The 15415-nt window shown below is 66.6% G+C and carries 12 protein-coding genes and 1 riboswitch; of the genes, 7 read left to right on the top strand and 5 right to left on the bottom strand.

What is annotated here, in order from left to right:
* Positions 1–59: 59 nt before the first annotated feature.
* The gene (locus B2X67_RS02540; RefSeq protein WP_286784515.1) at positions 60–476 is read right to left on the bottom strand and encodes an acyl-CoA thioesterase; all 417 of its coding nucleotides are present in this window, start codon (positions 474–476) and stop codon (positions 60–62) included.
* Positions 477–686: 210 nt separating this feature from the next.
* Between B2X67_RS02540 and B2X67_RS02535 the strand changes: the two genes are divergently transcribed.
* The 5 genes from B2X67_RS02535 to B2X67_RS02515 all read left to right on the top strand — a co-directional run bounded on the left by B2X67_RS02535 (position 687) and on the right by B2X67_RS02515 (position 6748).
* Complete coding sequence (locus B2X67_RS02535; RefSeq protein ID WP_282338613.1) at positions 687–1097, top strand: hypothetical protein; 411 nt, start codon at positions 687–689, stop codon at positions 1095–1097.
* Between the two features lie 106 nt (positions 1098–1203).
* A riboswitch (S-adenosyl-L-homocysteine riboswitch) is annotated at positions 1204–1313 on the top strand.
* Between the two features lie 25 nt (positions 1314–1338).
* Complete coding sequence (ahcY, locus tag B2X67_RS02530; protein WP_286784514.1) at positions 1339–2748, top strand: adenosylhomocysteinase; 1410 nt, start codon at positions 1339–1341, stop codon at positions 2746–2748.
* A 176-nt stretch (positions 2749–2924) separates the two neighbouring features.
* Entirely contained in the window at positions 2925–3773 is an 849-nt protein-coding gene (gene metF, locus B2X67_RS02525) for a methylenetetrahydrofolate reductase [NAD(P)H] (RefSeq protein WP_282338611.1), read from the top strand.
* 113 nt (positions 3774–3886) lie between these two features.
* Positions 3887–4597 (top strand): substrate-binding periplasmic protein, encoded by a 711-nt coding sequence (locus B2X67_RS02520; RefSeq protein WP_286784513.1) that lies wholly within the window; start codon positions 3887–3889, stop codon positions 4595–4597.
* A gap of 369 nt (positions 4598–4966) precedes the next feature.
* Positions 4967–6748, top strand: coding sequence for a DEAD/DEAH box helicase (locus B2X67_RS02515; RefSeq protein ID WP_282338592.1), 1782 nt, complete (start codon positions 4967–4969; stop codon positions 6746–6748).
* A gap of 77 nt (positions 6749–6825) precedes the next feature.
* On the opposite strand, the gene B2X67_RS02510 is transcribed toward B2X67_RS02515, so the two are convergent.
* Positions 6826–7416 (bottom strand): YceI family protein, encoded by a 591-nt coding sequence (locus tag B2X67_RS02510; protein ID WP_090224029.1) that lies wholly within the window; start codon positions 7414–7416, stop codon positions 6826–6828.
* A 22-nt stretch (positions 7417–7438) separates the two neighbouring features.
* The gene (locus tag B2X67_RS02505; protein ID WP_286784512.1) at positions 7439–7996 is read right to left on the bottom strand and encodes a cytochrome b; all 558 of its coding nucleotides are present in this window, start codon (positions 7994–7996) and stop codon (positions 7439–7441) included.
* Between the two features lie 180 nt (positions 7997–8176).
* Between B2X67_RS02505 and B2X67_RS02500 the strand changes: the two genes are divergently transcribed.
* Together B2X67_RS02500 and B2X67_RS02495 are read left to right on the top strand one after the other, a co-directional pair.
* Positions 8177–9583 carry an adenosylmethionine--8-amino-7-oxononanoate transaminase gene (locus B2X67_RS02500; RefSeq protein WP_286784511.1) on the top strand — a complete coding sequence of 469 codons (1407 nt, stop codon included), beginning with the start codon at positions 8177–8179 and terminating at the stop codon, positions 9581–9583.
* Positions 9584–9928: 345 nt separating this feature from the next.
* Positions 9929–10648, top strand: a complete 720-nt coding sequence (locus B2X67_RS02495) for a 16S rRNA (uracil(1498)-N(3))-methyltransferase (protein ID WP_286784510.1) — start codon at positions 9929–9931, stop codon at positions 10646–10648.
* Between the two features lie 297 nt (positions 10649–10945).
* Here B2X67_RS02495 and B2X67_RS02490 read toward each other — a convergent pair whose 3' ends face one another.
* Both B2X67_RS02490 and B2X67_RS02485 read right to left on the bottom strand, forming a co-directional pair.
* The gene (locus B2X67_RS02490; RefSeq protein WP_282342805.1) at positions 10946–11680 is read right to left on the bottom strand and encodes a SapC family protein; all 735 of its coding nucleotides are present in this window, start codon (positions 11678–11680) and stop codon (positions 10946–10948) included.
* A 105-nt stretch (positions 11681–11785) separates the two neighbouring features.
* Complete coding sequence (locus B2X67_RS02485) at positions 11786–15199, bottom strand: EAL domain-containing protein (RefSeq protein WP_286784509.1); 3414 nt, start codon at positions 15197–15199, stop codon at positions 11786–11788.
* Positions 15200–15415: the final 216 nt, after the last annotated feature.

The raw sequence follows: 15415 nt of genomic DNA, 5'->3' as shown, positions 1-15415 counted from the left end.
TCGGCACGGCGCCCTCACCTGGCGACAGGTTGACGCAGGTCACGCCCGCCTCGGGAGACTCAACGGGCGGGATCGATGGGCGCGTCCTCTTCCTTGAACTGGTCGCGGATGTAGGTGATTTCGCTCTTGCCGTGCGGCGCCGGCAGGCCGTCCGAGCCAAGGTTGACGAACACCATGCGCTCGATGGTCAGCAGGCTCTTGCGGGTGATCTTGTTGCGCACTTCGCAGCGCAGGGTGATCGAGGTGCGGCCGAACTCGGTGGCGGTGATGCCCAGCTCGATGATGTCGCTCTGCCGCGCCGAGCTGACGAAATTGATCTCGGAAATGAATTTGGTCACCACCCGCTGGTTGCCCAGCTGGACGATGGCGTAGATCGCCGCCTCCTCGTCCACCCATTTCAGCAGGCTGCCGCCAAACAGCGTGCCGTTGGGATTGAGGTCTTCGGGCTTCACCCATTTGCGCGTATGGAAGTTCATGGACACTCCTGTCGGGGGTTAGGAATCGCCAGCATGATCGCAGGCCGGCGCCTGAGTGTCGCGACCGGAAATGCGATGGAAAAGTTCACGAGAACCTAATTGCCCTACTCCCGCGCATGGGTTTAAATCCCCGTCGATCATTTTCCAAGGACTTCACTCGGTATTGCCACCCTTCGCGCCGCCGAGCGACCCGACACTGAGGTTGAACCCATGCGTTTTCTGCCCCTTTCCGCCGCCGTTCTGCTTGCCGCCTTTCACCTGCCGGCCCAGGCACTGGACTTCGGCGCCCTCGCCAACGGCGTGGCAAGCGTCGCCAATGCGGTGAACGGCACCCCGGCCAACACCGCGAATACGGCAAATACGGTGAGCAGCACCGGCAACAGCGCCTGCGACGCCAAGCTTCGCGAGTACCAGGACCAACTGGCCCTGGCACAGGCTGCCGGCAAGGCCGCCAACAACAGCAACGTGCAGAAGCTCCTGCTGCAGGCCAACACCCTCTGCGCACAGACCGCCAGCACTCAGCAGCCGGTCCAGGCCGTCCCGGCCGCCGCCCCGCAGACCGCCCAGGAAACCGCGGTCAACGCCGGCGTCAAGCTGCTCGGCACCATGCTCAGCAAGTGACGGCGCGCGCCATCCGGCGCGCACCTTCGCTGCCCTATTGGGTAGTCGCGCCGGCATCGCTATAATCCTTCGCCTCACACGCCCGGTTTACGGTCGTGCCCGCCACCCGGGCGAGGGGCGCTGCAGCAGGCCGGGCCGCTTCGATCGATTCGAGGCAGCCTACCTGTCAGGCTCGCACGGGGCGTTTCCCAGACGCAGCAACGGCGCCCATTCGCACTCGAACGAATGGAGAACTCATCCCATGAGCGCTGTTTCTACGCCTGCCGGTTTCACCGATTTCAAAGTCGCCGACATTTCCCTGGCCGATTGGGGCCGCAAAGAGCTGATCATCGCCGAGTCCGAGATGCCGGCCCTGATGGGTCTGCGCCGCAAATACGCCGCCAGCCAGCCGCTGAAAGGCGCGAAGATCCTCGGCTGCATCCACATGACCATCCAGACCGGCGTACTGATCGAGACGCTGACCGCCCTGGGCGCCGAAGTGCGCTGGTCGTCGTGCAACATCTTCTCGACCCAGGACCAGGCCGCCGCCGCCATCGCCGCCGCCGGCATCCCGGTGTTCGCCTGGAAAGGCGAGACCGAGCAGGAGTACGAGTGGTGCATCGAGCAGACCATCCTCAAGGATGGCCAGCCGTGGGACGCCAACATGGTGCTGGACGACGGCGGTGACCTGACTGAAATCCTGCACAAGAAATACCCGCAGATGCTCGAACGCATCCACGGCGTCACCGAAGAGACCACCACCGGCGTGCACCGCCTGCTCGACATGCTCAAGGCCGGCACCCTGAAAGTCCCGGCGATCAACGTCAATGACGCGGTCACCAAGAGCAAGAACGACAACAAGTACGGCTGCCGCCACAGCCTCAACGACGCCATCAAGCGCGGTACCGACCACCTGCTGTCCGGCAAGCAGGCGCTGGTGATCGGCTACGGCGACGTGGGCAAGGGCTCGGCGGCCTCGCTGCGCCAGGAAGGCATGATCGTCAAGGTCAGCGAAGTCGACCCGATCTGCGCCATGCAGGCCTGCATGGACGGCTACGAGCTGGTTTCGCCCTACAAGGACGGCGTCAACGACGGCAGCGAAGGCTGCGTCGACGCCGCGTTGCTGGGCAGGATCGACCTGATCGTCACCACCACCGGCAACGTCAACGTCTGCGACGCCGGCATGCTCAAGGCGCTGAAGAAGCGCGCCGTGGTCTGCAACATCGGCCACTTCGACAACGAGATCGACACCGCCTTCATGCGCAAGAACTGGGCCTGGGAAGAGGTCAAGCCGCAGGTGCACAAGATCCACCGCACCGGCGCCGGCAGCTTCGACGCGCAGAACGACGACTACCTGATCCTTCTCGCCGAAGGCCGCCTGGTGAACCTGGGCAACGCCACCGGCCACCCGAGCCGGATCATGGACGGTTCCTTCGCCAACCAAGTGCTGGCGCAGATCTTCCTGTTCGAGCAGAAGTTCGCCGACCTCTCCGCCGAGAAGAAGGCCGAGCGCCTGACCGTCGAAGTGCTGCCGAAGAAGCTGGACGAAGAAGTGGCGCTGGAGATGGTCAAGGGCTTCGGTGGCGTGGTCACCCGTCTGACGCCGAAGCAGGCCGAGTACATCGGTGTGAGCACCGAAGGCCCGTTCAAACCGGACGCCTACCGCTACTGATCCACACCGAAGGGTGGGTTTTAGCCGCGCAGCGGCGTAACCCACCCTCGCTTACAACGGGTTTCTAGCGCGGTCTCGACTGTCGCCTGGCGGGTTACGCGCCGCGTAGAAACCATGATTAGCCTTCACGTATGGGGCCGGCGTCGCCAACCCGCCCTACGAAGAGAAGCGTCTCCATGACCCAGAAAAAAACCAACGTCAGCTTCGAGTTCTTCCCGGCGAAGACCGAGGCCGGGCATGAAAAACTGCTGGCCAACGCGCGCCGACTGGCCGCGGAACGCCCGCACTTCTTCTCCTGCACCTACGGCGCCGGCGGTTCGACCCGCGACCGTACGCTGAACACCGTGCTGCAGCTGGACGGCGAAGTGAAGGTGCCGACCGCACCGCATCTGTCCTGCGTCGGCGACAGTAAGGACGACCTGCGCAGCCTGCTCACGCAGTACCAGGCCGCCGGTATCCGCCGCATCGTCGCGCTGCGTGGCGACCTGCCGTCGGGCATGGGCATGGCCAGCGGCGAGCTGCGCTACGCCAACGAACTGGTCGAGTTCATCCGCCGCGAAACCGGCGACCACTTCCATATCGAAATCGCCGCCTATCCGGAAATGCACCCGCAGGCACGCGGCTTCGAGGACGACCTGGCGAACTTCGTGCGCAAGGCCCGGTCCGGCGCCGACAGCGCCATCACCCAGTACTTCTTCAACGCCGACGCCTACTTTTACTTCGTCGAGCGGGTGCGCAGGGCCGGCGTCGACACGCCGATCGTGCCGGGCATCATGCCGGTGACCAACTACAGCAAACTGGCGCGCTTCTCCGACGCCTGCGGCGCGGAACTGCCGCGCTGGATGCGCAAGCAGCTCGAAGCCTACGGCGACGACGTGCAGAGCATCCAGGCCTACGGCGAACAGGTGATCAGCGCAATGTGCGAACGCTTGCTGGCCGGTGGCGCGCCGGGGCTGCACTTCTACACCCTTAACCAGGCCGAACCGAGCCTGGCGATCTGCAGCAACCTGGGTCTCGGCGCCTGACCCAGCAGGGACTGTCCGGCAGCGCGACGCGAGCGGCCGCGATCCCTGGCGCATGACTTGCTTCCATCGCCCGCACGACCGCGGGCGCGGGTAACAGGAAAAGGGAGCTGTAGATGGCGAAAAGGATCTGCTGGGCATTGCTGTTCTGCACCGCCTGCGTGGTCGCGCAGGCCGATCCGCTGCGCATCGTCAGCGAAGCCTGGGCGCCCTACGTCTACGAAGAGAACGGCGTGGTGCGCGGCCTGGACTACGAGCTCACCGCAACGGTGCTCGAACGCCTCGGCATCACCCACGAGCTGCAACTGCTGCCGTGGAAGCGCAGCCTGGCGGAGTTCGACGAGGGCCGCGCCGACGCGATCCTCGACATCTTCCGCAACCCGGACCGCGAGCAAAGCATGGTGTTCATCGACGAGCCGCTGTCCAGCAGCGAGTTCGTGCTCTTCTACGCCCGCCAGCGACCGTTCCCGTACAGCGACCTGAACAGCCTGAAGGGCCTTCGCATCGGTGTGTCGCCGGGCTACTGGTATTCCAACGAAGCCTTTCGCCAATCCAAGGACTTCATCCGCGAGAACGCCCCCAACCATGCCGCCAATTTCGGCAAGTTGATGCTTGGACGCGTCGACATGGTGCTGATCGAGCGACGCGTCGGGCTGTACCTGGCGCAGCAGATGGGCATCCTCGATCAGCTGGACTACCACCGTCAGCTGATCAGCCACGACGACCTCTACCTGGCGCTGCGCAGAACCCCGGAGTTCGAGCGCCTGGCCGCGCGCTTCGCCATTGAGCTGCGCAAGCTCAAGGCCGAACGCGCCGCCACGCCCTGATCGACAAAACACAGCGCGAAAAGCCGGCGCGTCGCGAAGGGCTGCAGGCCGATCCCGCACAACCGCGGCACGCTCCGACCCCGCCGAAGAAGCCATCGATTCGCCGCACCGACGCGCCGCTTCGCTGCAGGCGGGTACCACTGGGCGGTGCCCGCCTGGCGCCCGAGGCTGGCGGATGAACCTCGGACCTGACACACTGTCCCAGCACTGCGGCGTTGACAGCCTCTGTTATACTCCGCGCTCCCGCCAGGCTTACGCCCGGATGCTCGGCAACTCGCCAGCAGGACCGGACGGGATCACGCCCCACAACGCGTGCATTCAAGCCAGGCAGATTGCCCTACGGCCCAGCCCTAACTGACAGGATTCCCCATGTCCTTTGCTTCCCTCGGTCTCTCCGAGGCTTTAGCCCGCGCTGTCGAAGCCGCTGGCTACACCCAGCCCACTCCGGTGCAACAGCGGGCCATCCCCGCCGTGTTGCAAGGTCGCGACCTGATGGTCGCCGCCCAGACGGGTACCGGTAAGACGGGCGGATTCGCCCTTCCGGTCCTCGAGTTGCTGTTTCCAGGTGGTCACCCCGACAAGGCCCACCGCCACGGTCCGCGCCAGCCCCGCGTACTGGTCCTGACACCGACGCGCGAACTCGCCGCTCAGGTGCATGACAGCTTCAAGCTCTACGCCCGTGACCTGCCCTTCGTCAGCGCCTGCATCTTCGGCGGCGTCGGCATGAATCCGCAGGTACAGGCGCTGGCCAAGGGCGTCGACGTGCTCGTCGCCTGCCCGGGTCGTTTGCTCGACCTGGCGAACCAGAAGGCCATCGACCTTTCCCACGTGGAAATCCTGGTCCTCGACGAAGCCGACCGCATGCTCGACATGGGCTTCATCCACGACGTCAAGAAAGTCCTCGCCAAGCTCCCCGCGCAGCGGCAGAACCTGCTGTTCTCGGCGACCTTCTCCAAGGACATCACCGATCTCGCCGGCAAGCTGCTGCACAACCCGGAGCGCATCGAGGTCACCCCGCCGAATACCACGGTGGAGCGCATCGAACAGCGCCTGTTCCGCGTCCAGGCCAGCCACAAGCGCGCGCTGCTGGCGCACCTGATCACCCAGGGCGCCTGGGAACAGGTGCTGGTCTTCACCCGCACCAAGCACGGCGCCAACCGTCTCGCCGAGTACCTCGACAAGCACGGCCTGCCGGCCCAGGCGATCCACGGTAACAAGAGCCAGAACGCGCGCACCAAGGCCCTGGCCGATTTCAAGGCCAGCGCCATCCGCATCCTGGTCGCCACCGACATCGCCGCCCGCGGCTTGGACATCGACCAGTTGCCCCATGTGGTCAACTTCGAACTGCCCAACGTCGAGGAAGACTACGTTCACCGCATCGGCCGTACCGGCCGTGCCGGGCGCAGCGGCGAGGCGATCTCGCTGGTCGCGCCGGACGAGGAGAAGCTGCTCAAGGGCATCGAACGCCTGACCAAGCAGCGCATTCCCGACGGCGACACCCTGGGCTTCGACCCGAGCACCATCGAGGCGGAGAAACCCGAAGTGCGCGAGCCGCGCCAGCCGCGCAATGCGCGTCCGCAACGCGGCGAGCGCAAGGCGGAGTCCGGCGAGAAGAAGGAACAGCCCAAGGGCCGCAACCGTCGCGGCGGCGACAAGCCAAAAGCGCAAGCCCAGGGCGACGCGGCGGCACGCCCGACCCGCGCACCGCAGATCCCGGCCAACCGCGATCCGGAAGAGTTCCTCGACGACGACGTGGACAACTTCGGCAACCGCGCCGACTACGTCAGCCCGTACCAGGGCAAGGCGCAGAACCGCGGACGTCGCCCCGCCAACGGGCAGCCCGGCCAGGGCGCACCGGCCGGCGGACGTCCGGCCGGTGGTGGCGGTCAGGGCAAGCCGCGCGCGGCTGGCCAAGGCCAGGGTGGCCGTGGCAAGGGGCCGAAGCGTGACGACCAACGTGCCCGCCCGCAAGGCGGCCGCGACCGTGACGAATCGCGCCAGGAGCCTGCCGTTCGCGGCGCACGCGACAAGCAGCCGCTGATCGTGCACAAGGAATCGAAGGCCGACCGCCTGCCGACTCCCGAGCAGCTCGATCAACTGCCGCAGCGTCCGCGCGGCGAGAAGCCGGCGCTGCTGACCCGCAACCGCTGAAGCACTCCGTTACGCCGTCGCGCGGCAAAACGAAGAACGCCGGCCCTGGGCCGGCGTTTTCGTTGGTGCGTGATCGCTTACTTGCGCACACCTTCGAAGGTGAAATACAGCTCGACCGCGTTGGACTGCGGGCCGAGGTCCATCATCTTGCCGAAGTCCATGCGGTTGATGGTGGTGGAACCCTCGAAACCGGCACGGTAGCCGCCCCAGGGGTCCTTGCCTTCGCCGAGGAAGGTCGACTTGATCACGATCGACTTGGTCACGCCGAGCAGGGTCAGGTCGCCGGTCACGTCGGCAGTCAGCTTGCCATCGGCGTTCTTGCCGGTGGGCTTGACGCTGGTGGAGACGAAGGTGGCTTCGGGGAATTTGGCCACGTTGAGGAAGTCGCCACTGGAGACGTGCTTGTCACGCTCGGCATGGTTGGAGAATACGCTGGCGGTCTTCAGGGTGACGTTGATCTTGGCGTCTTCCGGCTTGGCGGCATCGAAGCTGAAAGTGCCGTCGAAGTCGCGGAAGGTGCCGGTGATGTAGCTGTAGCCAAGGTGGCTGACCTTGAAGTCGACGAAGGCGTGCTGGCCTTCCTTGTCGATGGTGTAGTCGGCGGCCATGACGTTGCCGGCCAGCAGTGCGCCACCGAGGGCCAGGGAAAGCAGGGATTTCTTCAGCATGACGAGTTCCTTCCAGTGAATATCAAGGTTTGGCTTTGCGGCCGAGCATGCGCGCCAGGGTGGCATCACGGTCGATGAAGTGGTGTTTCAGCGCCGCCAGGCCATGAAGCCCGGCGAAGATCACCAGGGTCCAGGCAAGGTAGAGGTGGATATCGCCGGCAACGTCCGCCTGATTCGGCAACCCGCTGACCAGCGCCGGTACGTCGAACAGGCCGAACACCGGAATCCCCACGCCGTCGGCGGTGGAAATCAGGTAGCCGGCGATCATCACGACGAACAGGGCGACATAGAGGAACAGGTGGCCGGCCTTCGCGGCCAGGCGCGTCCGCGGCCCCTGGTTGGGCGTGGGAGGCGGCGGCGGGCTGACGAAACGCCAGACCACGCGCAGCAGCATCACCGCCAGCAGCACCAGGCCGATGCTCTTGTGCAGGTCCGGGCCGGCTTTGCGCCACGCATCGTAGTAGCCGAGGCCGACCATCCAGATGCCCAGCCCGAACATGCCGAACACGGTCAGCGCCACGCCCCAGTGCAGGATCACGCTGACCAGTCCATAGCGAGCGGGAGAGTTGCGCAGTTGCATCGTTGTCTGACCTTGCCTGTCGGAGAATGAGCAGAGATTACCTTCAAGATAATGGTTTAAAAGCGCAATAATCTGCTCCGAAATATCGAAGTATTAGATATCAAGATTTTTCAGGGGGCGTTCGCCCGGCTCATCGACGGACCGATCTGCTAGGCTTCGCGCTCTTTTTCGGAGGCCACCATGAGTCAGAACCACGACTGGATGCAGCGCGACCTCGCCGTACTCTGGCATCCCTGCACGCAGATGAAGGATCACGAGCGCCTGCCGGTGATCCCGATCCGTCGCGGCGAAGGCGTCTGGCTCGAGGATTTCGATGGCAAGCGCTACCTGGACGCGGTCAGCTCCTGGTGGGTCAACGTGTTCGGCCACGCCAACCCGCGGATCAACCAGCGCATCAAGGACCAGGTCGACCAGCTCGAGCACGTGATCCTCGCCGGTTTCAGCCACCAGCCGGTGATCGAGCTGTCCGAGCGCCTGGTCAAACTGACGCCCGCCGGGCTGGAGCGGGTGTTCTACGCCGACAACGGCTCCTCGTGCATCGAAGTCGCGCTGAAGATGAGCTACCACTACTGGCTCAACGTCGGCCGTCCGGAGAAGAAGCGCTTCGTCACCCTGTCCAACAGCTACCACGGCGAAACCGTGGCGGCGATGTCGGTGGGCGACGTCGCGCTGTTCACCGAGACCTACCGGTCGCTGCTGCTGGACACCCTCAAGGTGCCCAGCCCGGACTGCTACTTCCGTCCCGAGGGCATGTGCTGGGAGGAACACTCGAGGGTGATGTTCGCGCACATGGAGCGCACCCTCGCCGAGCACCACCATGAGGTCGCCGCGGTGATCGTCGAGCCGCTGATCCAGGGCGCCGGCGGCATGCGCATGTACCACCCGGTGTACCTCAAGCTGCTGCGCGAGGCCTGCGACCGCTATGGCGTGCACCTGATCCACGACGAGATCGCCGTCGGCTTCGGCCGCACCGGAACGATGTTCGCCTGCGAGCAGGCCGGCATCCGCCCGGACTTCCTCTGCCTGTCCAAGGCCCTCACCGGCGGCTACCTGCCGCTCGCCGCCTGCCTGACCACCGACGAGATCTACCAGGCCTTTTACGCCGAGTACGACACCCTGCGCGCCTTCCTCCACTCGCACAGCTACACCGGCAACCCGCTGGCCTGCGCGGCGGCGCTGGCGACCCTGGACATCTTCGAGGAAGACAAGGTGATCGAGGCCAACCGCGCCCTCGCCCTGCGCATGGCCGAAGCCACCGCGCACCTCGCCGACCACCCGCACGTCGCCGAAGTGCGCCATACCGGCATGGCCCTGGCCATCGAGATGGTCCGGGACAAGCCGAGCAAGACCGCCTATCCGTGGCAGGAACGCCGCGGCCTGGCGGTTTACCAGCACGGCCTGTCGCGCGGGGCGCTGCTGCGTCCGCTGGGCAGCGTGGTGTACTTCCTGCCGCCCTACGTGATCACCCCGGAGCAGATCGACTTCCTCGCCGAGGTCGCCAGCGAAGGCATCGACCTGGCCACGCGCAGCCACGTCAGCGTGTCGGTGAACCGCGACCTGCATCCGAACCATCGCGATCCGGGCTGAAGCCGGCCACAGGACAGGCGGAACCCGCCTTCGCTCCGCAGGGCGGATGACGCTCTTTTCATCCGCCCTGCGGCGCCCGGTGGATCGGAAAAGCGCGATCCACCCTACGAAACGCTCGACGAAACTCTGGCCGGTGGGTTACGCGGCCTTCGGCATCGAGTAGGCCGGCGTATCGAGCGAGGACGCTAACCCACCCTACGAAATGGCGCCCGAACCCACGGGGCAGTGCAAACGGCCAACGCGGCGCACAGCGCCCCGTAGGGTGCGCCGCGCGCACCAACGCATCACGCCGCCATCGGCAAAGCCGGTAGAATTGCGCCTCACCTCTCGCCGGCCCGGAACCCTATGCGCCTCTCCCGCTTCTTCGTCGACGCCCCGCTCGCCCTCGGCCAGCACGAACTGCCCGAGGCCCAGGCCCATTACCTCGGTCGCGTGCTGCGCCTGAACGCCGGCGCCGCCGTGCAGCTGTTCGACGGCAGCGGCTTCGAGTACCTCGGCGAACTGGCGGAGGTCGGCAAGAAGAGCGTGCGCGTCGAACTGAACGAGCGCGTCGAGGGGCAGGCCGAATCGCCGCTGCGCGTGCACCTCGGCCAGGGCCTGTCGCGTGGCGAGCGGATGGACTGGGCGATCCAGAAAGCCACCGAGCTGGGTGTCGCGGAGATCACCCCGATCTTCAGCGAGCGTTGCGAAGTGCGCCTGAAGGACGAGCGCGCCGACAAGCGCCTGGCCCACTGGCGCCAGGTGGCGATCAGCGCCTGCGAGCAATGCGGCCGCTCGCGGCTGCCGACGATCCATTCGCCGTTGCCGTTGGCGCAGTGGCTCGAGCAGACGCCGGCCGATCTCAAGCTGGTCCTGCATCCTTTCGCCGAGCCGCTGAGCAGCCACGCCAAGCCGACCAGCCTGGCCTTCCTCATCGGCCCCGAGGGCGGCCTCAACGACGACGAGGTCACCAGCGCCAGCCGTGCCGGCTTCCACCCCGCGCGGCTCGGCCCGCGTGTGCTGCGCACCGAAACCGCGCCAGTGGTGGCGCTGGCCGTGGCCCAGCAGTTGTGGGGCGATTTCTAGCTGAGATATCCGCGGCTGATAAAGGAAGCTCATCACGCGGGTTGCACCCGCCCTACGAAGCCAATATGGCCACTCCGGTCCGGTATGGTGGGCTTCAGCCCACCGGGTTCGTCGATGCCGGGCTGGTGGGCTCAAGCCCACCCTACGCACGCCCCTGCAGGAGCTCGCTCGCGATCAACGCGCCCCAAAAGCATCGCCAGCAAGCTGGCGCCTACAGTCCCGTAGGGTGAACGTCCGACTCCCCACGGCCCCCAACGAAAAGCCCCGCATGGCGGGGCTTTTTCATGGCCGTGACGCTCAGCGCCGGGGGACTTCGCCTTTCCTCTTCAGGTAGTCGTCGAACAGCTGGTTGGCGTTGCCCAGCGACATCAGGTGCGCGTAGATCCAGCCGAGGAAGCCGGACCTGTGAAGATCGAGCACCTGCTCGTCGGCGAGGCCGAGGAACTTCGCCTCGTCCACGGCCTGGAAATCGCTGAGCACGAAGGTTTCGCCGCTGGCGTGGGTGAGCGTCAGGGTGCGGCTGGAAAGCAGCTGCAGTTCGTTGAGCTTGGCGACGAACAGCCGGGTGCGCTCCATCTCGGCGGTGAAGTTCTGCAGGAACTGGATCATCTCGTCGAGGAACTCGCTGTTGCGCCCCTCGGCATCGAACAGCTCGCGGCCGGTTTCCTCGTTCCAGCCGCCGTAGGCGGCGTCGAAGCAGACGGTGAAGGTGGCGTCGTCCTGCGCCATGACGAACGGGTAGCGGCGAACGAAGGCCGGGATGTAGGTGTTGGCCTGCCACTGATGCTCGCCGTCGACGTAGCCGTTGTGGCCGTCCTTGAGGCCGAGCAGGGCGATCGGCATGGCCTTGTCGCCCTCGCCGATGAACACCAGCGGGTAATGCCGCGCCGCCTGGAAGAACTCCAGCCCGGCCACCGGGACCAGATGGGTAGCGGCGGCGAATTCGCAATTCTGCGCGGTCCGCAGCTTCAGCGTGCGGTGTTCCTCGCGGTTGAGCGCCTTGATTTGCTTGTAGAGCAACAGGGTGGTCATGAATGACTCCTGGGTCGGTGGACGGTCGAGGCGGGAGCGCCCGCCTGAGGGTTCTGACGGTCCTAACCATAGCCAAGGGTTCCCGCCGGCGAAAGCCGCGCTGCCCTACCTGCGCTCCATCCAGTCCACGAACTGCTCGGCGACCAGCGGCCGACTGAAGTAATAGCCCTGGCCCAGCGCGCAGCCGTGCTCGCGAAGGAATTGCAGCTGGCTGGACGTTTCGATGCCCTCGGCGACGCACTCCAGCCGCAGGTTGGCGGCGATCAGCAGGATGGTTTCCACCAGCAGCAGGTCGCTGGCCTCGCCGTTCAGGTCGAGGAAGCTGCGGTCGATCTTCAGCCGGTCCAGCGGCAGGCGCTTGAGGTAGGTCAGCGACGAATAGCCGGTGCCGAAATCGTCGATAGCGAAGCGCACGCCGAGGGCCTTGAGCTCCTGCATGGCATCGATGCACCGTTCGGCATCCTCCAGCAGCACGCCTTCGGTGATCTCCAGCTCCAGCGCCGAGCCGGCCAGCCCGTGGCGCTGCAGACAGTCGCCGACGCGTTGCGCGAAGCCGGCCTGGCGCAGCTCGCGCGGGCTGACGTTGACCGCCATGACCAGGTGCGGCCAGCGCCGGTGCCACTCGGCCAGCGTCGCGCAGGCCTGCTCCAGCACCCACTGGTCGAGTTCCTGGACGAGCCCGGTTTCCTCGGCCAGCGGGATGAAGGCGGCCGGCTCGATGTCGCCGCGCTCGGGATGATTCCAGCGCAGCAGCGCTTCGACCCCGCAGACCTCGCCGCTCTCCAGCGCCAGTTGCGGCTGGTATTCCACGCGCAGCTGATGGCGCGCGATGGCCTGGCGCAGTTCGCTTTGCAGTTGCAGGCGCTGGTCGATGGCGTCCTGCATCTCGGGGGCGAAGAAGTGCAGCGCATTGCGCCCGCCGAGCTTGGCCCGGTACATCGCGGTGTCCGCCTGTTTCAGCGCGTCGGTGGCGAGCTGCGCGCCGATGGGATGCAGGGCGATGCCGATGCTGGCGCTGGCCGACAGTTCGTGGCCGTCCACCACGCAGGTTTCCACTAGGGACCGGAGCAGCTTCTCGCCGACTTCGGCGGCGTACTTGGCGGCCGCCTCCGGCTGCGTCGCGAGGCCTTCGAGCAGCACCACGAATTCATCGCCGCCCAGTCGAGCCAGCGTGTCTTCCGTGCGCAGGCAGCGCGCCAGGCGCGCGGTGACCTCGCGCAGCAGGGCATCGCCGACCGGATGGCCGAGGCTGTCGTTGACCGTCTTGAAGTGATCCAGGTCGATGAACAGCAGCGCGCCGAAGCGCTGCTCGCGCTGCTCGCGGTCCATCGCGTGCTGCAGGCGGTCCAGCAGCAGCCGGCGGTTCGGCAGGCCGGTCAGCTCGTCGCTGTAGGCCAGCCGCTCGATTTCGCGCTGGTAGCGCTGGCGTTCGGAAATATCGGTGATGCTCAGGCGCAGCAGCGGCCGTTCGCCGCCCGGCAGGCGCACCAGGCGCACCTCGCAGGGCCGCACGCGTCCGGCACGGTCGCGGATCAGCCAGTCGAACACCGGCACCTCGCCGGCGAGCGCGGCCCGCAGCAGGTCCACCGCGACCGTCTGGGAGGCGCGTCCATCGGCCTGTTGCGGCGGGCTGAACTCGACCGGCTGGCGGCCGAGCAGTTGTTCGCGCGGCAGGCCGGTGAGCCGCGAGGCGTTGCCGTTGACCTCGACGATGCCGTTCTTCGCATCGAACATCATGATCGCCTCGGGCGCGTGCTCCACCAGCGTCTGGTAGCGCGCCTCGGCCTCGCGGCGCTCGGTGATGTCGGCCAGCAGCGCCAGGCAGGCCTGCAGGTGGCCCTCGGCGTCGCGCACGGCGCGCAGGCTGAGGCGGGTGAAGACGACGCTGCCGTCGGGACGAAGGAAACGTTTCTCCATCTCGTAGTCGTCGCGCTCGCCAGACACCAGCTCGGCGAACAGCACAGCCTCGTAGGCCAGGTCGTCCGGGTGGCTGACCTGATTCCAAGGCGCTGCGTGCAACGCCTCGAGGCTGCGGCCGAGAATCTGGCACAGGCGCAGGTTCATTTCGCGCCACTGCTGCTGCGGGCCGAGCATGGCCATGCCGATCAGCGGGGCCTCGAAGAACAGCCGCAGCCACTCGTCGCGCTCGCGCAGCTGCTGCTCCGCGAGGCGCCGCGCGCTGACGTCCTGGATCGCGCCATAGATGCGCACCAGCTGCGTACCGTCGCGTTCCACCAGGCCGTTGATACGCACCCAGCGTGGTGTGCCGCGGCCGCCGACGAGGCGGGTTTCCAGGTCGAAATCGTTGCCGGAAAGCAATAGCCCGGCCATCGTCTGCTTGAGCAGCTCGCGGCCCTCGGCATCGAACAGTCCGAGCACGCGCTGGTAGCTCGGCTGGCCGTCGAAGGCGTCCACTTCGAGGATGCGCAGGCAGCCCTCGCTCCAGAACATGCGCAGGTCCGGGTACTCCAGCACCCAGCCGCCGATATCGGCGATGGCTTCGGTCTGCGCCAGCAGGTGAGCCTGGCGCAACAACTCGCCGCGGCGCTCGTCCAGCTCGCGGGCGAGCCGTTCGCGGATCGTCACGTCCTGCTGCAGGGCGAGGAAATGGCTGACGCCCTCGGCATCGCGAATCGGGGCCAGGGTCAGCTCGTTCCAGAATGCCGTACCGTCCTTGCGGAAGTTGCGCAGCACCACCTGGCAGGGTTCGCCGCGCTGCAGCGCCCGGCGCAACTGCTGCATCTGCACCTGCTGGCCGTGGTTGCCGCAGAGGAAACGCAGATCCCGGCCGAGTACCTCGCCCTGCGCATAGCCGCTCATCCGCTCGAACTGCGGGTTGCAGTAGATCAACGGCAAATCGGCGTGCCGCGCGTCGGCGATGGTCAGGCCCAGCGGCACCGCCTTCAGCGCCTTGTCGCTCATTCCGGGAACCGGCGAAGCCGAAGACGGCAGCGCATCGACCGCCACCGCGCGCAGCCAGCCGCGACGCCGCAGTGCGGGGCTGAGGCCGGCCAGCAGCGGAATGCCGAGTACCACCATGAGCAACCCGCGGGCAGCCCAGTGGCCTTCCTTGAGCGGTTTGACCGACTGCCAGAGGAAGGTCGTCAGCGCCTCCTGGTGGTCACTGACGAAGGTCGCGACGATCAGCGGCAGCAGCACGCCCAAGCCGAGAAACTGCGCCCAGCTGCGCGGGCCGCGCAGCGCGGGGTCAAACGGCCGACCGCTCAGCAGCAGCCAGCCCAGACCGCAGCAGAGCGTTTCCGGAATCGCCAGGAACGGCGCCCAGGCCCATTCGCCGAGGCTGATGCCGATTACCAGCACGCCGTTGAGATAGACCGAAGGCAGCACCCACGCGCCCCACCAGAGGCTGAACACCAGGCCCAGCGCCAGCGACGGATACCACAGCGGCAACGCGTCGGGGCTGCTCCAGGCCAGCGCCGCGGCGCTGGAAAGCAGCAGCAACGGCAGCGGCAACCAGCGGGTCCAGCCAGGCAGGCGGTCGGATCGGGCGGCGGGCATGAGACCTCGTCGGGGAAATGCCGTAATCAGAGCGGCTCCGAACCGCACGGGCGGCAGGGATGGGTTCGAGGGGGTGGCGAAGAAGCGGAGGCTAGGCTAAAGGGCTGCGCGGAAGCCGTCCAGACAAACCAAAGGGCAAGAATTGCGCCGTATCGGCGGCATGATTGACGGCGGCGACACCGGCGCGTCGCGCGGCGGCTAGACCGCGTCGCGCGG

Source organism: Pseudomonas sp. UBA3153, assembly GCF_002364635.1.
GTDB lineage: Bacteria > Pseudomonadota > Gammaproteobacteria > Pseudomonadales > Pseudomonadaceae > Pseudomonas_O > Pseudomonas_O kuykendallii.
This window is presented reverse-complemented; position numbering and strand designations above follow the sequence as displayed.